The sequence below is a fragment of the Chromobacterium indicum genome, from assembly GCF_039708975.1.
Classification (GTDB): domain Bacteria; phylum Pseudomonadota; class Gammaproteobacteria; order Burkholderiales; family Chromobacteriaceae; genus Chromobacterium; species Chromobacterium piscinae.
This window is the reverse complement of record NZ_JAYFSJ010000022.1, coordinates 52,550-74,289: the sequence shown is the minus strand read 5'-3', so window position 1 is coordinate 74,289 and position 21,740 is coordinate 52,550. Positions and strand designations below refer to the sequence as shown.

Annotated in this window: 23 protein-coding genes; 4 read left to right on the top strand and 19 right to left on the bottom strand. The window is 64.3% G+C overall.

Translation table 11 applies throughout. The features are described from left to right. The first annotated feature begins 246 nt into the window (after window positions 1-246). Window positions 247-882, top strand: a complete 636-nt coding sequence (locus VA599_RS22685) for a pyrimidine 5'-nucleotidase (RefSeq protein ID WP_021477380.1) — start codon at window positions 247-249, stop codon at window positions 880-882. A gap of 68 nt (window positions 883-950) precedes the next feature. Here the strand turns inward: VA599_RS22685 and VA599_RS22680 are convergent, their stop codons facing one another. The 5 genes from VA599_RS22680 to VA599_RS22660 all read right to left on the bottom strand — a co-directional run bounded on the left by VA599_RS22680 (window position 951) and on the right by VA599_RS22660 (window position 6,003). Next, entirely contained in the window at window positions 951-2,015 is a 1,065-nt protein-coding gene (locus VA599_RS22680) for an ABC transporter substrate-binding protein (RefSeq protein WP_021477381.1), read from the bottom strand. Between the two features lie 148 nt (window positions 2,016-2,163). Next, on the bottom strand, window positions 2,164-2,958 hold the full coding sequence (locus VA599_RS22675) for an ABC transporter permease (protein WP_021477382.1): 795 nt from the start codon (window positions 2,956-2,958) through the stop codon (window positions 2,164-2,166). Further along, the gene (locus tag VA599_RS22670) at window positions 2,951-3,844 is read right to left on the bottom strand and encodes an ABC transporter permease (RefSeq protein WP_021477383.1); all 894 of its coding nucleotides are present in this window, start codon (window positions 3,842-3,844) and stop codon (window positions 2,951-2,953) included. Before VA599_RS22670 ends, VA599_RS22675 begins: the two co-directional genes overlap by 8 nt. A 3-nt stretch (window positions 3,845-3,847) precedes the next feature. Further along, the gene (locus tag VA599_RS22665; RefSeq protein ID WP_021477384.1) at window positions 3,848-4,933 is read right to left on the bottom strand and encodes an ABC transporter ATP-binding protein; all 1,086 of its coding nucleotides are present in this window, start codon (window positions 4,931-4,933) and stop codon (window positions 3,848-3,850) included. A 458-nt stretch (window positions 4,934-5,391) separates the two neighbouring features. Further along, window positions 5,392-6,003 carry an OmpW/AlkL family protein gene (locus tag VA599_RS22660; RefSeq protein ID WP_021477385.1) on the bottom strand — a complete coding sequence of 204 codons (612 nt, stop codon included), beginning with the start codon at window positions 6,001-6,003 and terminating at the stop codon, window positions 5,392-5,394. A 142-nt stretch (window positions 6,004-6,145) separates the two neighbouring features. Between VA599_RS22660 and ubiD the strand changes: the two genes are divergently transcribed. Beyond that, window positions 6,146-7,621, top strand: coding sequence for a 4-hydroxy-3-polyprenylbenzoate decarboxylase (gene ubiD, locus VA599_RS22655; RefSeq protein ID WP_346790753.1), 1,476 nt, complete (start codon window positions 6,146-6,148; stop codon window positions 7,619-7,621). Between the two features lie 57 nt (window positions 7,622-7,678). On the opposite strand, the gene VA599_RS22650 is transcribed toward ubiD, so the two are convergent. The 3 genes from VA599_RS22650 to VA599_RS22640 form a co-directional block, all read right to left on the bottom strand. Then, complete coding sequence (locus tag VA599_RS22650) at window positions 7,679-8,251, bottom strand: HutD/Ves family protein (protein ID WP_346790751.1); 573 nt, start codon at window positions 8,249-8,251, stop codon at window positions 7,679-7,681. A 69-nt stretch (window positions 8,252-8,320) separates the two neighbouring features. Then, complete coding sequence (locus VA599_RS22645) at window positions 8,321-8,629, bottom strand: hypothetical protein (protein ID WP_021477388.1); 309 nt, start codon at window positions 8,627-8,629, stop codon at window positions 8,321-8,323. Next, window positions 8,626-10,368, bottom strand: a complete 1,743-nt coding sequence (locus tag VA599_RS22640; RefSeq protein ID WP_346790748.1) for a M30 family zinc metallopeptidase — start codon at window positions 10,366-10,368, stop codon at window positions 8,626-8,628. The genes VA599_RS22645 and VA599_RS22640 overlap by 4 nt, the downstream gene beginning before the upstream one ends. 185 nt (window positions 10,369-10,553) lie before the next feature. Here VA599_RS22640 and VA599_RS22635 point away from each other — a divergent pair, with 185 nt between their 5' ends. Further along, entirely contained in the window at window positions 10,554-10,913 is a 360-nt protein-coding gene (locus VA599_RS22635; protein ID WP_021477390.1) for a YggL family protein, read from the top strand. Between the two features lie 100 nt (window positions 10,914-11,013). Here the strand turns inward: VA599_RS22635 and VA599_RS22630 are convergent, their stop codons facing one another. The 5 genes from VA599_RS22630 to VA599_RS22610 all read right to left on the bottom strand — a co-directional run bounded on the left by VA599_RS22630 (window position 11,014) and on the right by VA599_RS22610 (window position 15,000). Beyond that, the gene (locus VA599_RS22630) at window positions 11,014-11,613 is read right to left on the bottom strand and encodes a YdcF family protein (RefSeq protein WP_166440311.1); all 600 of its coding nucleotides are present in this window, start codon (window positions 11,611-11,613) and stop codon (window positions 11,014-11,016) included. Window positions 11,614-11,684: 71 nt separating this feature from the next. Continuing rightward, on the bottom strand, window positions 11,685-11,924 hold the full coding sequence (locus VA599_RS22625) for a DUF2164 family protein (RefSeq protein WP_021477392.1): 240 nt from the start codon (window positions 11,922-11,924) through the stop codon (window positions 11,685-11,687). Window positions 11,925-12,037: 113 nt separating this feature from the next. Beyond that, on the bottom strand, window positions 12,038-12,400 hold the full coding sequence (locus VA599_RS22620) for a hypothetical protein (protein WP_346790745.1): 363 nt from the start codon (window positions 12,398-12,400) through the stop codon (window positions 12,038-12,040). Between the two features lie 137 nt (window positions 12,401-12,537). Then, window positions 12,538-13,941, bottom strand: a complete 1,404-nt coding sequence (gene aspA, locus VA599_RS22615) for an aspartate ammonia-lyase (RefSeq protein WP_104946097.1) — start codon at window positions 13,939-13,941, stop codon at window positions 12,538-12,540. Between the two features lie 150 nt (window positions 13,942-14,091). Then, the gene (locus VA599_RS22610) at window positions 14,092-15,000 is read right to left on the bottom strand and encodes a LysR substrate-binding domain-containing protein (protein ID WP_346790743.1); all 909 of its coding nucleotides are present in this window, start codon (window positions 14,998-15,000) and stop codon (window positions 14,092-14,094) included. A gap of 132 nt (window positions 15,001-15,132) precedes the next feature. Here VA599_RS22610 and VA599_RS22605 point away from each other — a divergent pair, with 132 nt between their 5' ends. Then, complete coding sequence (locus tag VA599_RS22605) at window positions 15,133-15,696, top strand: hypothetical protein (RefSeq protein WP_152526933.1); 564 nt, start codon at window positions 15,133-15,135, stop codon at window positions 15,694-15,696. A 35-nt stretch (window positions 15,697-15,731) separates the two neighbouring features. Here VA599_RS22605 and VA599_RS22600 read toward each other — a convergent pair whose 3' ends face one another. The 6 genes from VA599_RS22600 to VA599_RS22575 all read right to left on the bottom strand — a co-directional run bounded on the left by VA599_RS22600 (window position 15,732) and on the right by VA599_RS22575 (window position 21,740). Continuing rightward, the gene (locus tag VA599_RS22600; RefSeq protein ID WP_346790741.1) at window positions 15,732-17,612 is read right to left on the bottom strand and encodes a polysaccharide biosynthesis protein; all 1,881 of its coding nucleotides are present in this window, start codon (window positions 17,610-17,612) and stop codon (window positions 15,732-15,734) included. Next, complete coding sequence (locus VA599_RS22595; RefSeq protein WP_346790740.1) at window positions 17,594-18,082, bottom strand: GNAT family N-acetyltransferase; 489 nt, start codon at window positions 18,080-18,082, stop codon at window positions 17,594-17,596. The genes VA599_RS22600 and VA599_RS22595 overlap by 19 nt, the downstream gene beginning before the upstream one ends. Next, window positions 18,079-18,747 carry a sugar transferase gene (locus tag VA599_RS22590; RefSeq protein ID WP_346790739.1) on the bottom strand — a complete coding sequence of 223 codons (669 nt, stop codon included), beginning with the start codon at window positions 18,745-18,747 and terminating at the stop codon, window positions 18,079-18,081. Before VA599_RS22590 ends, VA599_RS22595 begins: the two co-directional genes overlap by 4 nt. Next, complete coding sequence (locus VA599_RS22585; protein ID WP_346790737.1) at window positions 18,744-19,907, bottom strand: DegT/DnrJ/EryC1/StrS family aminotransferase; 1,164 nt, start codon at window positions 19,905-19,907, stop codon at window positions 18,744-18,746. The genes VA599_RS22590 and VA599_RS22585 overlap by 4 nt, the downstream gene beginning before the upstream one ends. A 154-nt stretch (window positions 19,908-20,061) precedes the next feature. Continuing rightward, window positions 20,062-20,418 (bottom strand): lysozyme inhibitor LprI family protein, encoded by a 357-nt coding sequence (locus VA599_RS22580; RefSeq protein WP_021477401.1) that lies wholly within the window; start codon window positions 20,416-20,418, stop codon window positions 20,062-20,064. 86 nt (window positions 20,419-20,504) lie between these two features. Then, on the bottom strand, window positions 20,505-21,740 hold the full coding sequence (locus VA599_RS22575; protein WP_346790735.1) for a glycosyltransferase family 4 protein: 1,236 nt from the start codon (window positions 21,738-21,740) through the stop codon (window positions 20,505-20,507).

The window sequence follows — 21,740 nt, the reverse complement described above, 5'->3', positions numbered from 1 at the left end:
TCATCACCGGAACCGTTTCGTTTCCGCTGTTTCGTTCGCTGCGTCAGCTGAGGAGGCGAACTATACGCCCGGGCCCCACACCCGTCAACACCTTTCTGCAAAGAAATTGAAAAAATCTGGTCAAAACACTGTAAACCACTGATAACAATAGAAACAGGCTTCGCGAGCCTTCTGAACCGCTTCCACTAGCCTGCCGGCCGCCATGAATGGATAATCTTCGGTCCCTCTTTTCATGCAGTTTCGAACGTGAACCACAAGACCTGGATCTTCGACCTCGACGACACCCTCCATCACGCCAGCGGCGGCATCTTCGACCATATCAACAAGCTGATGACCGAATACATGATGCGCCACCTCGGCGTGGACGAGACGGAGGCCTGCGCGCTGCGCTCCCGCTACTGGGCGCAATACGGCGCCACCATGCACGGCTTGTCCACTCATCACGGCATCGACCCGCAGCAGTTCCTGATCGAAACCCATCCGGTGGAGGTATTGGAACAGTGGCTGCAATTCGAAGACCGGCTGGCGGAAAACCTCAGCGCCCTTCCCGGCCGCAAGATCATTCTGTCCAACGGCCCGCAGCACTATGTGGAAGGCATTCTGCAGCGGATGCGGATTCAACATCATTTCGAATCGGTATACGGCGTGGAGCGGCTGAACTATATCCCCAAACCCCACCTTGACGCCTTCCATGCCGTGCTGGCCCGCGAAGGCCTGAATCCCGCGCATTGCATCATGGTGGAAGACTCCCTGCCCAATCTGCTGACGGCGAAGGAGCTGGGCATGACCACCATCTGGGTCAGCCATGAGCCGCGCAAACCCGCCCACGTCGATCACCGCGTCGAGAAGATCAGCCAGCTGCTGCGGCTGCATCTGGATTAAGCCAGCGCATATATATAGAAAAAGGCCGGGAAACTTCCCGGCCTTTTTATTGGACAACGCGGATACGCTTACTTCAGCTTGATTTCGGACCACACCTTGTTCAGCTCGCGGCGATCCTTGGTGTTCAGATCGTGCAACTGCTGCAGACGCGGCAGGTCGGTGGTGGTCGGGAAGATCGCCGGGATCTTGGTCAGTTCGGTCTTAACGAACTTGCCGGCGGCGGCGTTCGGATTGCCGTTGCCCATTTCGTTGGTCAGCCCGGCGGCGTTCTTGCCATCCAGCATGAAGTTGATGAACTTGTAGGCCAGATCCTTTCGCGGCGCATCCTTCAACACTACGAAGTTGTCCAGCGACAGGGTGTTGCCTTCCTTCTGCAGGCTGAAGTTCAGCGCGAAAGCGCGCTTGGCCTTCTTGGCGTCCTGCTGGGCCTGGAACATATCGTTGGAGTAGCCGAAGGCGACATAGATGTTGCCGACGGTCAGTTCCTTGATATAGGACTGGTTGTTGAAGGCGGCCCAATACGGCTTGGCCTTCAGGATCACGTCGCGGGCGGCTTTCCAGTCGGCCGGATTGGTGGAATTGGCCGGTTTGCCCAGATACATCAGCGCGGCGGAGACCAGTTCGCGCTGCGAATCCAGCACGGTGACCTTGCCCTTGATCTTGGCCAGCAGCGCCGGATCGAAGATCAGCGCCCAGCTGTTGACCTTGTCGCTCAGGCCCAGCTGCTTCAGCTTGGTCTCGTTGTAGCCGATCAGGGTGGTGGTGAATGCGTACGGGGCGGAGTACTTGTTGCCCTTGTCGAAGAAGCTGTTCAGGTAGCCCGGATTCAGATTCTTGAAATTGGGCAGCTGGGCTTTGTCCAGCGGCTGGGCCTTGCCCTGCTTGATCAGCGCGTCGACGGCGAAACCGGTCGGCACCACGATGTCGTAGCCCTTGGCGCCAGCGGCCAGCTTGGCCAGCAGCTCTTCGTTGTCGCCGTAGTAGTCCTGCACCAGCTTGCACTTGCAGTAGGCCTCGAAACTCTTGGCCGCGCTCTCGGACAGGTAGTTGTTCCAGTTGTACAGATGCAGCTCTTCGGCGGCGAACGCCTGGGTGGAGGCCGCCAGCGCCAGCAGCGCGAGGATCTTCTTCATTTCGTTTCCTTTGTATTGCACAGCTTGGTGGTACTACGAGTTAACCGGGAGACACCCCCTCGCGTCGCCCGGGTGAGGCGGCGACGGCAAGGCATTATGCTGCAACGCAAAACGCCTTGCCGCCGAATCGGCCTTTCGGCCTGGCGGCTCAGCCGTTGGCGCGCAAGGCGCTCGGCGAAACCTTGGACGCGATGACGATCAACGCCAGCGTCAGCAGCATCAGCAAACTGGACACCGCATTCACTTCCGGCGTCACCGCGATCTTGATCATCGAGTAGATCTCCAGCGGCAGCATGCTGGCGCCGGCGCCGGCGGTGAAGAAGGTGATCACGAAGTCGTCGATCGACAACGTGAACGCCATCAGCGCGCCAGCGATGATGCCGGGCTTGATCACCGGCAGCGTGATCAGGCGAAAAGCCTGGAACGGCGTGGCGCCCAGATCGCGCGCCGCCTCCACCAGGCTGTCGTCCATGCCCTGCATCCGCGCCCGCACCACAATGGCGACAAAGCCGATGCAGAAGGCGATGTGAGACAGCAGGATGGTGACGAAGCCCAGCTCCAGGATGCCGATCAGCTGGTTGACGATGACAAAGAAGATCACCAGCGACACCCCCATCAGCAGCTCGGGGATGGCGATCGGCGTCAACACCAGGAAGGGCAGCAGCCTGAGCTTGTACTTATGCAGCGCGATGCCGGCCAGCGTGCCCAGGATGGTGGCGAAGAAACTGGCGATGATGCCGATCAGCAGCGAGTTGCCGGCCGCGGTCAGCATCTTCTCGTTGTGGAACAGCTTCTGGTACCACTTCAGCGTGAAGCCCACCCATTCGGCGTTCAGGCGCGAATCGTTGAACGAATACAGCACCACGATGACCAGCGGCAGGTAGAGGAACAGATAGGTCAAGCCGGCCGAAGCCCACAGCCATTTGGATTGTTTCTTAGCCACGCGCCTTCCCCTTTCTGGCCACCGCGGCCCCTAGCACGGCGATCAGCAGCACGCCGCCGGTCAGCATGATGGACAGCACGGAGCCGAACGGCCAGTCGCGGGTGTCCAGGATCTGCTGCTTGATCAGGTTGCCTATCATGATGGATTCGGTGCCGCCCAGGATGTCCGGGATGGCGAACATGCCCAGCGCCGGGATGAACACCAGCGCCGAGCCAGCGAACACGCCCGGCAGGCTCAACGGCCAGGTCACGCGCCAGAAGCGCTGCCAAGCGTTGGCGCCCAAGTCTTGCGCGGCGTCCAACAGCGCCATGTCGTGCTTTTCCAGATTGGCGTACAGCGGCAACACCATGAAGGGCAGATGCACGTATACCAGGCCGACGATCACCGCGAACGAGGTGAACAGCAGCCGCACCGGCTCAAAGCCCAGCGTGGTCAGCACCAGGTTCAGCGCCTTGGTGAACGCCGACTGCGGGCCGAGGATGATCATCCACGCGTAAATGCGGATCAGGAAGTTGGACCAGAACGGCAAGATCACCAACAGCAGCAGCAGATCGCGGTACTTCTTGCCGGAGCGGGCGATCAGCCAGGCCAGCGGGTAGGCCATCAGCAGGCAGACCACGGTGGTGGTCAGCGCATAGCCGGCCGACTTGATGAACAGCTCGATGTACAGCGGCTCCTCCACCAGGCGGTGGAAATTATCGAGCGTCAGTTCCCAGACGCGCTGGCCGTCCTCGATGGTGAACAGCGGCGCCAGGCCGCCGTAGTCGCCGGGCTGGCGGAACGCGGCCACCAGCATGATCAGCGACGGGATCAGGAAGAACAATACCAGGTACAGCAAGGGGGGCCAGGACAGCGCCCACTTGCCGAAACGATCACGCATCGCCATCGCTTACTCCGTCAGGAAACTGCCGGCGTCGAAACGCCAGGCCACTTCGACCACGTCGCCGTCGTCGAAGAACTTGGCCACGCCGGGAATATTGTTGGGCTGCATCGCCTCCACCAACACGCCGTCGGCCACCTCCACCACGTAGAGGGTGACGTCGCCCAGGTACAGGCAATCATGGACGCGGCCCTTGAAATAGGCCTCGTCCGGCAGTTCCGGCAGCTCCTTGTCGAGCTTCACCTTCTCCGGCCGCAGCGCCAGCCAACCCTGCTGGCCTTCCTTCACGCCCGGCACCGCCTGGCACTTGACGTCTCCGCAGCCCTTCAGCGCCACGGTCATGGCGTCGCCGTGCAAGGCCTTGATCGTGCCTTCCAGCACATTGCACTGGCCGAGGAAGTCGGCGACGAAACGGTTCTTCGGATAGCTGTACAGCTTCTCCGGCGCATCCAGCTGCTCAACCTTGCCGTGGCTCATCACCGCGATGCGGTGCGACAGCGCCAGCGCCTCGCCCTGGTCGTGGGTGACGTAGACGAAGGTGATGCCCACCTCCTTCTGCAGATTGATCAGTTCGATCTGCATTTCCTCGCGCAGCTTGGCGTCGAGCGCGGACAACGGCTCGTCCAGCAGCAACAGGCGCGGACGGTCCACCAACGCGCGGGCGATGGCCACGCGCTGGCGCTGGCCGCCGGACATCTCGTGCGGGTAGCGGTCGCCGAACTGGGTCAGGCGCACGTCTTCCAGCAATTCGTCCACCTGGGCGGCGATCTTGCGCTTGTCCCATTTGGCCATTTTCAGCGGGAAGGCGATGTTCTCGCGCACCGTCATGTGCGGGAACAGCGCGTAGCTCTGGAACACGGTATGCACCGGGCGCTTCTCCGGCGCCACCTGCGACATGTCCTGGCCATCCAGCAGAATCTGGCCGGCGTCCGGTTGTTCGAAACCGGCCAGCATGCGCAGCAAGGTGGTCTTGCCGCAGCCGGAGGGTCCCAGCAGGGTGAAGAACTCGCCCGCCTCGACCGATAGGCTGACGTCATTGACAGCCGTGTAGTCGCCGAAGCGTTTGACCACGTTTTTGATTTCCAGGAGAGCCATCTATCTTCCCCGCCACGAAAAAGGGCGCCATTTTAACAAAAAATCGGTTTACGGGGCCGCGAAAATCCCTTGTAAATTCAAGACCTCAGCTCACTTTACCGCCTGGCGCGCCCAACAAGTCAAGCCGGCGGGATAAGTTGCTCTTTTCACTGAAAAAAACCCGCGCGTCCCCTCTTCCGGATGACGCGGAAAACTTCGAATGGTTCTCATTGAAATGATGCATTTTGACAACAAACTTGTCTGAAACATGCGATTCATGTCGCCAAGAGCCGCTTTTCATGTCGCCGCCGCGACAAATGCCCCACCCTTTTCCAAGCGGGCATGCCGATTCCGTGGATCAGCCAGCGGCCAGCATTGGCGACTTCCCCCGCGATGTCAATATCATCAATCGTTTACATTTGACCACAATGCAAAAGGACGCCCGCAGGCGTCCTCGCATGACCGATGGTCTGGCTGGATCAGAACTTGGTGCCGACGCCGATGCCGAACACCCACGGATCGACATGCAGCGTGCCCAGCTTGGCGCCGCCGAGCTTGTCGGCGGTCACGTCGGTCTGGATCCACAGCTTCTTCACGTCCACGTTGACGAACCAGCTCTTGTTGATCGCGTAGTCGGCGCCGATCTGCAGCGCCGGGCCGAAGCTGTTGTTCTTCACGCTCAGCGGCGTGCCCAAGGCATTCAGCCCCGTGCTGTAGAAGCGGGTGTAGTTGATGCCGGCGCCCACATACGGACGGAAGGTCGCGTCCGGCGCAAAGTGGTATTGGGCAGTCAGCGTCGGCGGCAGCACGGATACTTTGCCGATATCCGCGCCGTTGGCGGTGATCTTGTGGCGGGAAGTGCCCAGGATCAGCTCGGCGCCGATATTGTTGGTGATCATGTAGGTGAAGTCGATTTCCGGCACCGTCGAGCTCTTGGCTTCGACATTCAGGCCCGGCACCAGGCCGGAATTGCTCCAGCTGCTGGACGGCGCGACGTTGATCACGCGGAAACGTGCCAGAATGTCGCCTTGGGCGGCGAACGCGCCGGCGGACAGCATGCCGACCATGGCGGCGAGTGCGAGCTTCTTCATTTATGTTCTCCAATGACTAGGTAATGCCGCCATGAACCATGCCGGCGTTGACAGCCATGCACGCCGGCAGTAGCGTGCGACGTCCGCAGGCAGATTATCCAAGCCCTCCCTCTCACACTTTGCGTCAGATCATGAAAAAGTCATGAAATATGCCGATCTACGGGAATTCATCGCCCAACTTGAACAAAAGCAGCTGCTGAAGCGCATCAATGCTCCGGTATCTCCCCACCTGGAAATGACCGAAATCGGCGACCGGGTGCTGAAGGCCAACGGCCCGGCGCTGCTGTTCGAACAACCGGTCCATGACGGCCACCGCTACGACTTCCCGGTGCTGGCCAACCTGTTCGGCACGCCCGAGCGCGTGGCGATGGGCATGGGCGCCGAAGACGTGATGCAGCTCAGGGAGATAGGCAAGACGCTGGCCTATCTGAAGGAGCCGGAGCCGCCCAAGGGCCTGAAGGACGCCTGGGACAAGCTGCCGCTGCTGAAGCAGGTGCTGTCGATGGCGCCCAAGGAAGTGAAGAAAGCGCCCTGCCAGGACATCGTCTGGGAAGGCGAGGCGGTCGATCTCGGCAAGCTGCCGATCCAGCATTGCTGGCCCGGAGACGCCGCGCCGCTGATCACCTGGGGCCTGACCGTCACTCGCGGCCCCAACAAGAAGCGGCAGAACCTCGGCATCTACCGTCAGCAAGTCATCGGCAAGAACCGCGTGATCATGCGCTGGCTGGCTCATCGCGGCGGCGCGCTGGACTATCGCGAGTTCCGCCAGCAAAACCCGGACAAGCCCTATCCGGTGGCGGTGGTGCTGGGCTGCGACCCGGCGACGATACTGGGCGCGGTGACGCCGGTGCCGGACACGCTCTCCGAATACCAATTCGCCGGCCTCCTGCGCGGCAGCCGCACCGAGCTGGTCCAGTGCATCGGCTCGGACCTGCAGGTGCCGGCCCGCGCGGAGATCGTGCTGGAAGGCCACATCCACCCGAACGATATGGCGATGGAAGGCCCGTACGGCGACCACACCGGCTACTACAACGAGCAGGACAGCTTCCCGGTGCTGACCATAGACCGGATCACGACGCGCGAAAATCCGATCTACCACAGCACCTACACCGGCAAGCCGCCGGACGAGCCCGCCATCCTGGGCGTGGCGCTGAACGAGGTGTTCGTGCCCATCCTGCAGAAGCAGTTTCCGGAGATCGTCGATTTCTACCTGCCGCCGGAAGGCTGCAGCTACCGCATGGCCATCGTCAGCATCAAGAAGCAGTACCCCGGCCACGCCAAGCGGGTGATGATGGGTTGCTGGAGCTTCTTGCGCCAGTTCATGTACACCAAGTTCATCGTGGTGGTGGACGACGACGTGAATACCCGCGACTGGAAGGAAGTGATCTGGGCGATCACCACCCGGATGGACCCGGTGCGCGACACCACGCTGATCGACCACACCCCGATCGACTATCTGGACTTCGCCAGCCCGATCTCCGGCCTGGGCGGCAAGATGGGCCTGGACGCCACCAACAAGATGCCGGGCGAAACCAACCGCGAGTGGGGCACGCCCATCGTGATGGACGACGCGGTCAAGGCGCGCGTCGACGCCTTGTGGAGCGAACTGGGGCTGTAACGCCCGCCGCCAAGCAAAAGCCGGGCTTGCCCGGCTTTTTTTCATGCCCGCGCGGCGTCACGCCGGCAGGCGATGGACGATGGCCAGCCAGCCGACGGCCCCACCGCTTGCGCTCAGGGCAACGGCCTCGTTCTCCAGCAGCAGCAGCAGGCCTCCATCCGGCAGCGCCTCGCCGCCGCAGCGCCACGCGCCGCGCTGCAAATACAGCAGGACCAGGTCGGCCGCCTCCAGCCGCACCGTCTCTCCATCGGCCGGCGACAGCCGCTCCAAGTCGCCGCGGCCCCAATCGCGCGCCAACATCAGATTGCAATCGCGCAAGGGGCCGCCCAGCAGGCGGCACTGGATGCCGATCTCCCCGGTGAAAGCCACCACCTGTCCTGGCGCGTCCAATGTCAGATGGCGGCCATCGGCCAGGCTCAGCTCCATGCCCTCGCCTTCCAGCAGGCCCAGCAAGCGGTCCACGCCGGCGAAATGGGAAAACGGCCCGCCCTCAGCCACTTCGGCGATGGACATCCGCAGCGCGAACGCGTCGCGCCGCTGCGGATGCGGCAGCCGGAACAGCTCGCGGGTGCGGCCGCCGCCATTGGCCCACGGCATGTCCAGAAAACTCTGCGGGGTCAATACGCGCATGCCGACTCCTGAAAAAATGAACGCCCATCCAGCATGATGCCGGATGGGCGTTCCGCTGAACAGCCGCGCTCAGCGCTCGGCTTCAGCGCCTTGCAAAATCACTTCCCTGCCGTACACCGGGCTTTCGGCATAGCCTGCCGCCCGGTAGCGGATGGAATGGCCCAGCTGGCGGCGCAACTGTTTCAACGCCGCCTGATCCAGTCCCTTGCCCGGCTCCGCCGGCCGTATCGCCAGCACCGCGCCATCGCTGCGCTCTATCCCCAGCGTCACCAGCGGATAGGCGCCCACTTCCACCAGCACGCCGCGTTCCCAGGGCTGGCCGCCCATCGCCAGCAGCGAGGGCAGCAGGGCCAGCAGCCACAGCGCGCGCCGCGTCACGGCTTCACCAGCAACAGATGGCTATTCGCCGGCACGGTGATCCGGGCCGCGCCGCGCGATACCGACAAGGCCTGGCGCCAGGTTTCCTTGCTGCTGTCGTTGCGCCAACCCACGTCGGATGCCTGGAAGCGCACCGCCGGCAGCGCCAGCGTCTTGCCGGTCGGGAAGTACTGGTTGGCCGGCAGGGTAATGGTCTTGGCCGGGAAGCCGAAGCCCGCCACGTCCTGGCTGTAGGCGCCCAGCCCCAGCGTGGTGGTCAGCCGCTGCAGCAGGCTGCTGTAATCGCCGCCGCCCACCGCTCGCAATCCGTCGTTCAAAGCGCTCTCTCCCTTGCTGGGGCCAGTCACCCACGGCTTCATCACGCCGGGGCCGAACTGGTGCAACATTTGCATGCCCAGCGCCAGCGCCTTCGGATAGCAAGTGTAATCGTCGGCGGCGACACTCCAGCCCTTCAGATTGCATGCCGGCTTGGCCAGGAACTGCTCGAAATCGCCGCGCGGACGCAGATCCGGATGCGAGTTGGCGTCGCGGCCGCGGCCGCCGGTGTAGGTATCGGCCGACACTAGGTAGCCCATGGTCTGGGCCGCCAGCTCGTTCTCCCATACCGTGGTCGGCGTCGAGCCCGGCTTCTGGCGCAGAATCTTGTTGTAAGCGTACAGCACGTGCAGGTATTCGTGCGCCATCGTCGACAACGCCAGGCTCGGGCCGTTGTCCTTCATCGACCAGTTGTCCGGGTTGTCGGCCTTGGCGAAGGTGTCCAGATCGATGAAGGTCACCAGCGCCTGGTTGCTCTTGCCGATCACGTCGGCGCAGTCGGCGTCGCCCTGGCACATGCTGGCCGCGGCCGAAGCCAGCAGCGCGTTGGTCCAGCGCACGTAGCCGAGCAGGCGGCCGCCGCTGGTCTTGGCCGGATCGTTGAGCCGGCTCAGCACCAGGTGCACGTCCTTGGTGTCGCCGGGCAGGGCCAGGCTGCGCCAGCTCGGGTGGATGTCGTTGCCCCAGGGCTCGCTGACCACGCTGGCTTCCAGCGGATAGACGCTGTTTGCGAAACGCTCTGCCAGCGCGTCGGCCTGGGCATTGTCGACGCTCACGTCCAGGCCGCCCTGGCCCCAGACATAGACCTTGCCGCCGCCATTGGGCAGATCGCGCACCGCTTTCAGCGTGGAGGGGCTGTCGCCGTCCATGTCGTGCCAGGTGCGCGCGTCGCCCAGCGCGTAGGCTTGCTGCTGCAGCGCGGCCTGCGCGCCGCTCAGCTTGGCCGAATGCTGCAATTGCAACCGTTGCAACGCGCCGTTGCTGCTGTTCTTCGCCACCGCGTTCAACACCGCCTGGCTTTCGGCTTCCAGCCGGTCCGCCACTTCACGGTCGGCGCCGCGCAGGCCGCTGCCGGAAAGCTTGAACTGGGTGGAGGTATCGCCGCCGCTAACGCGGACCAGCTCGGCCTGCCAGGCCGAGGTCACCGGACCGGCGACTTGCAGCGTCTGGTCGCGGCCGGTGGTGTTGCTGTAACGGTAGACCGAGCCCGATGCCGCCCCGCCGGCGCTGGCCGGCAACTTGCAGCTGCCGCCCGCGCAATCCAGCGTGCCGACCTCGACGCCGCTGGCGCTGCGCTGGTAAAAAGCGACCGAAAGCGCGCCGCCCGATCCGCTGTCGGCGGACGAGCTCCCGCCGCCGCCGCATGCGGTCACCATTGCGCTCAGGATCACGGAAGCCAGGACTGTCTTTTTGATCTCTTTCATCACTTTGTCGTCTTTTTGTGGTTAATTTCTGAATACAATCTTGATATTAGCCACACGACATAAATCAACACAATGTCAATTTATTACAATTAATCGTCAGACAAATGCCGTCGCCTAGGTGGCCGAAGCGTCTCGATCCGGCAAACCTGCTATCATTCAGCGCATTTTCCGAACAAGGATCTACCATGGCATTCCTGCGCAACCCCAACTCCGCTCAACGTCTGAAACGGTTGAACGCCCGCCAGCGCAAGAAAATGCGCGTAGGCGAGTTCCGCGAGCTGGGTTTCCACCTGGTGGCCGAACTGCACGACGGCGCGGATGCCGACGCGCTGCTGGACGGCTGGCTGACCCGCTTCGATGAGGCCGGCATCAGCTTCGGCGGCCATTTCGACGGCAAGAACCGCCTGGAAGGCGTGGCCTTCCCGATCAGCGGCGTGCAGATCGACGAAGCGCTGCGCGGCGATCTGGTGACCTGGCTGCAGGCCCGCCCCGAAGTGAAGTCGCTGGAAGCCAGCGAGCTGATCGATCTGTGGCACGCCGCCTGAGGCTTGCTCCAGACGTGAAAAAGCCGGCGATCGCCGGCTTTTTTCTTGCCCACCCGACTTATTCACAAGATCAGCCGGAACTCGTTTTTATCCACAGGATTCATGACAGCTGCCGGAATACCCGGTAGCCGACGTAAAGCCAGGTCTCGCGCGCGAGAAAGCGGGACCAGCTGGCCAGCGTGCGGAAACGGCTGGACTGGGTGGGCGCCGGATAGGCGCGCAGGCCCAGATCGCCGGCCATCAGCACCGCGCGCCGCATATGCAGCGGATCGCTGACCAAAAGATAGGAGCGGATGCCGAACTGATTGCCCAGGTCCCGGGCATTGGACAGGTTCTGCCAGGTGGTGCGCGACTGGTTTTCCACCAGCATCGCCGTCATCGGCACACCCTGACGGGCTGCGAACTCGCGCCCGACGTCGGCCTCGGCCGGATAGCCCGGCTCAGGCGTGCCGCCGGTGAACACGATCCAGCGCACCTTGCCGCTCTGGTACAGCTTGACCGCGTGGTTGATGCGCTCGCGAAACACCGGCGAAGGCTTGCTGCCCCAGGCGGCAGCGCCCAGCACCAGCGCGGCGTCGGCAGCCGGCACGTCGTCGCCGCTGCCGTAGTCGACAATGCTCCACGCGACATAGGCGAAGCCCAGCACCACCAGCAGAACCGCCAGCAGGAAGCCTCTTATCATCAAGCGCAAGTAGAGCATCGGCACCGCAAGTCAAAAGGAAAGGGATAAGCGATTGTAACCTCAATGCCGCCGCCGCGGGCAGCCCCAGGCTAACGTTCCAGTTCCCAGATCGCCGCCTGCAGGGTTTCCATCCGCGCCGCCAGCGCGGTCTGGGCATCCTGCAAGGCCTTGTTGTAAATGTCCCGTCCCATCTTGTCAGCCAGGAAATCCAGCAGGAAGCGGGCGTCGAAACTGCCGACCTCCAGCCCCAGCTGGTCGGACAGGTATTGCTGCAATTGCGGCGCCAGCTGTTGCAGCTGCTGCTCGCTGAGGAGGAATTGGGTGGCCATCGTCGCATCCGGCAAGAAGTGGGAAGGAAGCGATTATGGCATGGCCGGCGCGTCAATATGGATGCGCAGCTCGCAACCATGGCCTGGAAAGCGCCAACAGCGGCCTGGCAATGCTACAGCCGCGACCACGCCCTCCCCAGTTTCAACAAGCCTTGCTGCATGGCGCTTTGATTGCGCAGCAGGCAGTCCCGCCATTCATCCTGCGCGCCGGCGCGCCGCGGCCAATGCCGGCAAACCTGTTCAAGCAGCTCGAAATGCGGCGGACAGCTGTCGTAGCACAATGCGATGCCATCGGCGCAGCCCCGTCTGGCCAAACGCGCCAGCTTGTCCTGCAACGGTGCCTGGCTCAGGCAAACCCGGGCGCCATGGAACAGGCTGGAACGCCAGAAGCGCTGCTGGCAACGCCAGTCGTCCAGCAGGCAGGACCAGGTCCGGGCAGGAAACTCGATACTCCACCACCAGACAGGATGATTCATCGCGCGCTCCGATTTGTGCAGTGCACAATAAATGTTATACCCCCATCGGAACGCCGCTGCCAGCCGCTTGTGACGCGCATAAAAAAACCGGCGCTCACGGCGCCGGGAATCACGAGTCAAACAAAGGAGAAAACGGTTTACAGCGTCACCCAGCGCGGTCGGGTCAGCATGTCGGGCTGCAGGATATCGTCCAGCTGCTCGCGGGTGAGCAGGCCGTGGGCCAGCACCACTTCGGCGACGCTGCTGCCGTTGGCGTGGGCCTCGGCCGCGACGCGGGTGGCGGCTTCATAGCCGATCACCGGATTGAGCGCGGTGACCAGGCCGATCGAGCTTTCCACGCTCAGGCGCAGCCGCTCGCGGTTGGCGGTGATGCCCTTGACGCAGTGCTCGGTCAGCGTGTCGCAGGCATTGGCCAGATGGCCGGCGCTGCGGAACAGGCTGTAGGCGATCACCGGCTCGAAGGCGTTCAGCTGCAGCTGGCCTGCCTCGGCGGCCATGGTGATGGTGACGTCGTTGCCGATCACCTCGTAAGCCACCTGGCTCACCACCTCCGGAATCACCGGATTGACCTTGCCCGGCATGATGGACGAGCCGGCCTGGCGCGCCGGCAGATTGATCTCGCCGAAGCCGGCGCGCGGGCCGGACGACAGCAGGCGCAGGTCATTGCAGGTCTTGGACAGCTTGACCGCCGCGCGCTTGATCACGCCGGACAGCTGGACGAAGGCGCCGCAGTCCTGGGTGGCTTCGATCAGGTTGGGCGCGGTGATCAGCTGGCTGCCGATCAGCTCGGACAGATGCAGGCACACCAGCTTGGCGTAGTCCGGATGGGCGGTGATGCCGGTGCCGATCGCGGTGGCGCCGAGGTTGATCTCCAGCATCAGCGCGCTGGCTTCCTTCAGCCGCTGCTCGTCTTCGCCCAGCATCACGGAATAAGTCTGGAATTCCTGGCCCAGCGTCATCGGAACAGCGTCCTGCAACTGGGTGCGGCCCATCTTCAGGATGTCCTTGAACTCCTCGGCCTTGTCGGCAAAAGCCTTGCGCAGCGTTTCCATCCGCGACACCAGCTTCAACACGCCCCAGAAGGCGGCCAGGCGCAGCGCGGTCGGGTAGACGTCGTTGGTGCTCTGGCACAGGTTGACGTGCTCATTCGGGTGCAGGTGCTGATACTCGCCCTTGGCGTGGCCCAGCAGCTCCAGCGCGCGGTTGGCGATCACCTCGTTGGCGTTCATATTGGTGGAGGTGCCCGCCCCGCCCTGGATCACGTCGACGACGAACTGGTCGTGCAGCTTGCCGGCGCGGATCTCCTCGCAAGCGTCGACGATGGCCTGGGCCAGCTTGGGGTCGAGGATGCCGAGGTCGCGGTTGGCCTGAGCGGCCGCCTGCTTGATGCAGGCCAGCGCGCGGATCAGGTCGCCGTAGCCGGCGATGGTCTGGCCGGTGATCGGGAAGTTCTCGATGGCGCGCAGCGTGTGCACGCCCCAGTAGGCGTCGGCCGGCACGTCGCGGTTGCCGAGCAGGTCGTGTTCGATACGGGTGGTCATCTGGAGGTTCTCCTCAGGGCGGCCGTCATGCGCGGCCTGGAATGCCCCGCACTGTATGCCCGCCCCGGAAGCTTGGCCAATTCCGAATGGCGATGGGGTCATGCAAGAAATGCATAACCTTGCGCCGCCCTTGTCCGGCGCGGTTTGGCGCTACACCGCCGGATAGCGTTCGGCCAGGTAATCCCACAAGTCTTCCAGCGCCGCCCGGCCGCGGCGGTGGTCGCAGTACAGCCTCACCTCCATCTCCACGCTCCACGCGTCGCCGCCGGCCGCCGCCAGCCGGCCGGCCTCGCGCTCGGCCGCCACCGAACTCTCCGGCAGGAAGGCCAGGCCGTGTCCGGCCAGCGCCATCTGCTTCAAGCCCTCGGCCATATCGGTTTCGTAGCGCAGCGACAGATGGGCCGGCTCGGGTCCGCCGACCAGCAGCAGATCGCTCATCAGGCGGAAATAGGCGTTGCTGGCGTAGCCGAGAAAAGGCAGCGGCGCGTCGGCGCTGCCGGGCAAGACATAGCGCGCCGCGCCGCCATCCGCCAGCGCGTACGGCCGCAGCCGCTCCACGCCCAGCCGCAGGCCGCCGTAGCGCGCGTCGTGCAGCTCCACCGGCTGCTTGGGATGGTGGTAGCACATCAACAGGTCGCTACCGCCTTCGACGAAGGCCAGCACCGCGTCGTGGACGTTGCTGGCCTGCAGCCGGCAGGACAGCTTGCCGAAGCCGGCCTCGACCTCGGTCAGCCACTTGGGAAAATAGGAGAAGGACAGCGTGTGCGGCACCGCGAATTCCAGCGTGCCCTGCGGCAAGGGCTGCAGGCCGCGCAGCATGGTGCGGGTGGTGTTGAGCTGGGCCAGCAGCGGCACCGCCTGCTCCCGCAGCAGCTTGCCGGCGGCGGTGAGCTTGGTGGGATAGGTGGTGCGGTCTATCAGGTCCGCGCCCAGCCAGCTCTCCAGCGCGCGGATGCGGCGCGAGAACGCCGGCTGCGTCAGGTGGCGCAGCTCGGCGGAGCGGGTGAAGCTGCCGGTGTCGGCCAATACCAGGAAGTCTTCCAGCCAGCGGGTTTCCATCACGGGAGTCCAGATGCGGGATGCCCGATGTTACACCGGCGCGGCACTTTCCGGCGCGACGGCGCTCTATCATCGGACTATTCATGCCATGACAACCGCCTTGCCGATGACGCAGACCTCCGCCACGCCGAAATGAACGCCGTCCTCTCTCCCCCGCCTGCCCGCTGGTCCGGGCGCGCGTTGGCCTTCGCCGCCAGCGCCTGCCTGCATCTGCTCGCACTGCTGGCGCTGCCCTCGATGCGCTCCACGCCGCAGCCGGCCCCTGCGCCGCCGCTCAGGGTAAGCATCCAGGCCATCCACGCCCGCCTGCTGCCGGCCCCGGCGCCGGAGCGCCAAGCGCAAACGCCGCCCCCCGTACCGGCAGAACCGCGCCACACCGAGCCGCGCAACAGCGCATCCTCCTCGCGCGCCGCGCCTGCATCCGCGCACGGCCTCCCAGGCAAGGCGGCGGCCAGCGCCGGCAAGAGCGAAGCCCGGATGACGCTGGAAGGCTTGCGCCAGCAAGTACGGCAGTTCACGCCGGAGAACCCGGACGCCAAGCCCCTGCCGGAAAATCCGGAAAAAGCACGGTTGGCGCGCGGCATCGACCGGGCGCAGCGCGCCGATTGCAAGAACGCCTACGCCGGCCTGGGCCTTTTGGCCGCGCCCATGCTGTTGAAAGACGCGCTGGATAAAGACAACGGCTGCAAGTGGTAGCTTGCAGCCGCTTTAAAAACCGGTGACGAGCAGGCTCAGCCCTGCAGCGTCACCCAGTCCTGGGTGGCCTCGGCGGCCTGGAACTCATGCACCGCCTCCCGCATCAGCGCGAACGCCGCCGGCGCGTCCAGCCGGTTGCAGGCATCCGACAGGCGCGCCAGCAGCGACGCCATCTCGTCTTCGGCCAGATGGTATTCCTGAGCGCGCATGATGCGGGCGTGATCGGTGGCCAGCACGTTGTCGCCGATCAGCAACTCTTCGTACAGCTTCTCGCCCGGACGCAGGCCGGTGACGCGGATTTCGATGTCGCCGCCCGGCTGGCTTTCATCCTTCACTTCCAGTCCGGACAAATGAACCATGCGCCGCGCCAGTTCGATGATCTTCACCGGCTCGCCCATGTCCAGCACGAACACGTCGCCGCCGTCGCCCATCGCGCCGGCCTGGATCACCAGCTGCGCCGCTTCCGGTATGGTCATGAAGTAACGCGTGATGTCGGCGTGGGTCAGCGTGATCGGGCCGCCGGCCTTGATCTGGCGACGGAACAGCGGCACGACGGAGCCCGAGCTGCCCAGCACATTGCCGAAGCGCACCATCACGAAACGGGTGCGGCTGCCGCGCGCGTGGCGGGTCTGCAGGGTCAGCTCGGCCAGGCGCTTGGTGGCGCCCATAACATTGGTCGGGCGCACCGCCTTGTCGGTGGAGATCAGCACGAAGGTGTCGACGCCGCAGTCCTCCGCCGCGCGGGCGGTGGTGTCGGTGCCGAAGGCGTTGTTGACGATGCCGGCCACCGGGTTGTGCTCCACCATCGGCACGTGCTTGTAAGCGGCGGCGTGGTAGACGGTTTCCACCTGGAACGCGCGCATCGCCTGGGTCAGCCGCGCGTAGTCGGTGACCGAGCCCAGCAGCGGCGTGCGCGGGATGCGCGGCGCGATTTGCGCCAGCTCTTGGTCGATGCTGTACAGCGCGAACTCGGACAGCTCGAACAGCACGATGCGCGCCGGGCGGTTCTTGACAATCTGGCGCGCCAGCTCGGAGCCGATGGACCCGCCGGCGCCGGTGACCATCACAACCTTGTCGCGGATATTGCGCGCCAGGAGCTCAGCCTTGGGCGGCACCGGCTCGCGGCCCAGCAAATCCTCGATATCGACTTCCTTCAGTTCCTCCACCCGCGCCTCGCCGGACACTAGGTCGGCCATGCCGGGCAGACGCTTGATCGGCACTCTGAGCTTTTCCAGCGATTCCAGCACCTCGCGCTGGCGGCCGCGTCCCACCGACGGCATCGCCAGCAGGATGCACTTGGCCTGGGTGTCCTTGATCAGCGCCGGCAGCGCCTCCGGCGCGTGCACCGCCACGCCGCGGTAGGTGCGGCGATGCAGGTCGGGATTGTCGTCGACGAAGGCCATCGGCCGGTATTCGCGGCCGGCCTGCAAGGCCAGCATCAGTTGCAGTCCCGCCTGGCCCGCGCCGTAGATGATCACCGGATCGCGCGGCGCTTCGGTGGCGTCGATGCGCCGCACCAGGCCGCGCAGCAGGAAGCGGCTGCCGCCGATATAGGCCATGGCGAACACCCAGAAAATGACCACCGACGCGCGCGGCATCACCCAGACGTGGGCCATCTGGATCACCGCCTGCAACACCAGCACCGACAACGTCACGCCGCTGAACACGGTGAATATGATCTTGTCGTCCAGATACTTCAGCACCGCGCGGTACAGGCCCAGCTTGATGAAGATGGGGATGGCCCACAGCGGCGGCACGATGAAGATCCACAGGTGCGGGTTGAGCTTCGGGTCCCAATAGCCGCCCAGGCGCAGGAACACCGCGCTCCACAGCGCCAGCGGCAGCAGCAGCGCGTCCATCAGCGCCAGCATCGCCATCTTGTTGTGGCGGGAGAAGGCTAGCAGTTTTTCAAACATGGTCGTTCTTTCATATCCGGCCGCCATTGGTACAGCGCGTCCGGACAGCGTTCCTCGTTATCCTGGCCGTCGCCCAGGCTCAGTAATTTGAAGCCATGCGCCTCGTAAAAGCGCCGCGCGCCGGCATTGGCTTGAAACACATGCAGCCGGCAGGCCCGCGTCTGCCGCAATACCACCCGCTCCAGCAGCGCTCGGCCGATGCCGGCATTCCGATGGCCTGCGCCGACATACAGCTGGTCCAGCCACAGCGCGCCGTCTTGCTCCGAACAGGCGGCGAAGCCGGCGATCCCGCCATTCCGCTCCGCCAGCCAGACGCCGCCCGCCGGCAACAGCGCATTGGCGAACCAGGCATGCACCGCCGCGTCGCCATGCGCCAGCGGCGCATACGGCATTTCCCGGCGGCAAGCCAGATAAATCTCCGCCAGCGCTTCGGCGTCGGCGGCCTCGGCCGCGCGGATGGATAAGGTCATCGGCTAACGATCTTCATCAGCGTGGCGACGATGATGCGGATGTCTTCCCACAAACTGTGGGTCTCGGCGTAGCGGATGTAATAGCCCAGCTTCTCCGGCAACACCTCGTCGATGTAGGCGCGCTCCGGATCGGCGGCGCGGCCCAGTATCTCGTTTTCATCGATCATGCGGATCGACGCCCAGTCGGTGATGCCAGGGCGAACCGACAATACGATGTCCTTCGCCTCGGCCGGATAATGAGCCACGTACTTCGGCACTTCCGGCCGCGGACCGACCAGGCTCATGTCGCCGAACAGCACGTCGATCAGCTGCGGCAGCTCGTCCAGCTTGGTCTTGCGCAGCACGCGGCCGGCGCCGGTGACGCGGCTGTCCGCGCCCACCGTCAATTGGCCATGGCGCTCGGTATCCACCTGCATGGTGCGGAATTTGTGGATGCGGAACAGCGCGCCGCCTCGTCCCACCCGCACCTGGCGGAAAAACACCGGCCCCGGCGAATCCAGCTTCACCCACAGCGCCACCGCCAGCAGCGGCAGCGCCAGCACGGCAAGCCCCAGGCCGGAAGCGACGATGTCGAACAAGCGCTTTACCAACCGCGAGCCGTGGCGGCGCGGCCGGCAGCAGGGCGGCAGCAGCTCGCCGCCCTTTTTTTCCAACCGCTCGCTCATGCGCCGAGAATCTCGCGCACCGCGGCGATGACGCGGGTCTGGTCGTCATCGGTCATCCGGGTGTACAGCGGCAGCGTCACTTCGGCTTCAAACGCCGCGTCGGCCACCGGGAATTGCTCGCGGGTCAGCTGGTAGCCGTCGCGCCATACCGGCTGTCGGTGCAGCGGGATGAAGTGCACCGAGCAGCCGATGCCCTTCTCCGCCATCCTGGCGATGAAATCGTCGCGGCTGATGCCGGCTTCCGGCTTGATCCGCACCGGGTACAGGTGCCAGGCGTGGTTGCTGCCCTCTTCCTTGGCGCGCGCCGGCAGGATCAGCGGCAGATCGGCCAACTCGCGGTCGAAACGCTGGGCCATGACTTCGCGTTTTTCGTAGAAGCCGCGGATCTTCTTCAACTGATGGATGCCCATCGCCGCGGCGGTGTCCGGCATATTGTACTTGTAGCCCGGCGCCACCACTTCGTAGTACCAGGCCGGGGTTTTGGACACGTAGCGATCGAAGGCATCGCGGCTGATGCCGTGCAGGCGCATCACCTTGCAGCGGGCGATGATGTCCTTGTGCTTGGACACCACCATGCCGCCTTCGCCGGTGGTCATGGTCTTGTTGGCGTAGAAGCTGAATACCGTCACGTCGGAATCCAGCGTGCCGATCAGCTTGCCCTTGTAATAGGTGGGCATCGCATGGGCGGCGTCCTCGACGATCTTCAGACCGTGCTCGCGGGCGATGGCGATGATTTCGTCCATCTCGCAAGCGAGGCCGGCGAAGTGGACCGGGATAATGGCTTTGGTCTTGTCGGTGATCGCCGCGCGGATCGCGTCCGGGCGGATATTGAAGGTGGCCGCGTCCACGTCCACGCACACCGGGTGCGCGCCCAGATAGCGCACCACTTCGGCGGTGGCGGTGAAGGTGTAGGACGGCACGATCACCTCGTCGCCTTCGCGGACGCCGATGGCTTCCAGCGCCAGGTGCAGGCCGGCGGTGGCGGAATTGACAGCGATGGCCTCCACGCCGTCGCCCAAGAATGCCGCGAAATCAGCCTCGAACTGCTTGGTCTTGGGACCGGTGGTCACCCAGCCGGAACGCAATGCATCGACCACTTCGTTGATCTCTTCCTCGCCGATGTCCGGCAAGGCGAACGGCAGGAATTTTTGTTCGCTCATTTCTGTATCTTTCGCTATCGGGTCCGGCCAGCTTCTCGCCAGCCGTCAACATGCCACTCACTCATTCGCGGCCAGCAACGCCGGCTGCGGCACAAAACCGGTCAAAGCGCCACGCGCCTAGCCCTTCACCTGAGCTGCCAGACGCGCTTCGCGGTCACAAGCCCAGATCCTTTTCCACCTTGCCGAAGTACTTCAGCCGCTTCTTGTAGGCGTCGCGCACACACAAGGCATCCTCGCACTTGTTGCGCACTTCCTTCAGCCAGCGCACCTGCTCCTTGCCATAGGGATCCAGCCGTTTGCCGGTATCGCCGTCGATGCCTTTGGTCTCATCCTGAATCGCGGTGAAGCGCTTGGCCAGTTCCGAGTCCAGGGCCGACAGCTCGGCGTCGGCGCAAATCATTTTTTCCACCTTCAGCTTGGCGTAAGCGCAGTTGAAGCCGGCGGACTGTGCCGGCGCAGCGGCGAGGCTCAAGCAAGCGGCCGCGGCCGCCATCCAGATTTTCTCCATCATCTTGTTCTCTTTCTTCTATCGCTTACATCACGGTTGCCTGTTTCCAAGCACATTCGACGGGGAACGCCCGCAGACGGGCCTCCTCGCTAACCTTGCAGTTTCACGGCGGCCAGAAAGCGCCGCGCCAGCACCGCGTAATCGTGGTTGGCCAGCACATAGGCCTTGCCGGCCGCGCCCATCGCATCGCGCTCGGCCAGCGGCAGCACCGCCATGCGCTTGACCGCGTCGGCGATGACGGCCGGGTCCTCCACGCCTATGCTCAAGCCCGCGCCGGCATCCTTGACCATATCGTTGCCGGCCTCCACCGAGTGGATCACCGGCTTGCCCGCCATCATGTAGTCGAACAGCTTGTTCGGGTTGATGCCGAAGCGGTAGATGGGCAGCTTGCGCCAGCCGATGTACAGCGCGTCGCACTCGGCCAGAAAGGCGGGCACGCTGCGCTTGGCGATGGAAGGCAGGAACATCACATTATCCAGCTTCAATTCGGCGGCGCGGGCGACCAGCGCCTGCTTGTCCGGGCCGTCGCCTACCAGCACGAAAGTCACCGGCGCGTCGCGCATCAAGGCGGCGGCTTCCAGCAGATAATCCAGCGCGTTGGCCAGGCCGTGGCCGCCAGCGTAGCCGACAAGAAAACGGCCCTGGGCCTTCAGTTCCGCCAGCCGCATCCGGTGCTCGGCGGACAAAGGCTGCGCCTCGCCCTGCCACTCGCCCACGTCCACGCCATTGGGAATCACCGCGTATTTTTCCGGCGCCATGCCGTGCGCCATCATATAGTCCCTGGCGCAGGGCAGCATCGACACCACGGTGTCGGCGCGCCGGTAGCCGAAATCCTCGGCCCACTGCAGCAGGCGGATGAACGGGTGCTTGGGCGACATGCCGCCCACCTCCACCGGCGTCAGCGGCCACAGGTCGTGCACCTCGTACACCAGCCGGGCGCCGGTCTTGCCGGCGATCCACGCCGCCGGCACCGTGTCCAGCGGATAGGTGGACGAGGCGATCACCACGTCCGGCTTCCATTCCTTCAGGTAGCGGCGCGACAGGCTCATCACCTTGGCCAGGAAGCTGAAGATGTTCAGCACCCGGCCGACGCCGTTGCCCTCGTAAGGGCGCGTCTTGCACCAGGTGTAGCGGATGCCGTCGATGTCCTCGTCGCGGTACTTGCCGTCCACCTGCGGATGGGTCTGGCGCAGGTGCGACACGTCGGCCGCCAGCATGTTCACTTCGTGCCCGGCCTGCACCCATTCGCGCGCTAGGTAATAGGGGCGGAATTCCATGCCGTGGCGCGGGCTGCCGGCGTAATGGTTGATGTAGAGAATTTTCAT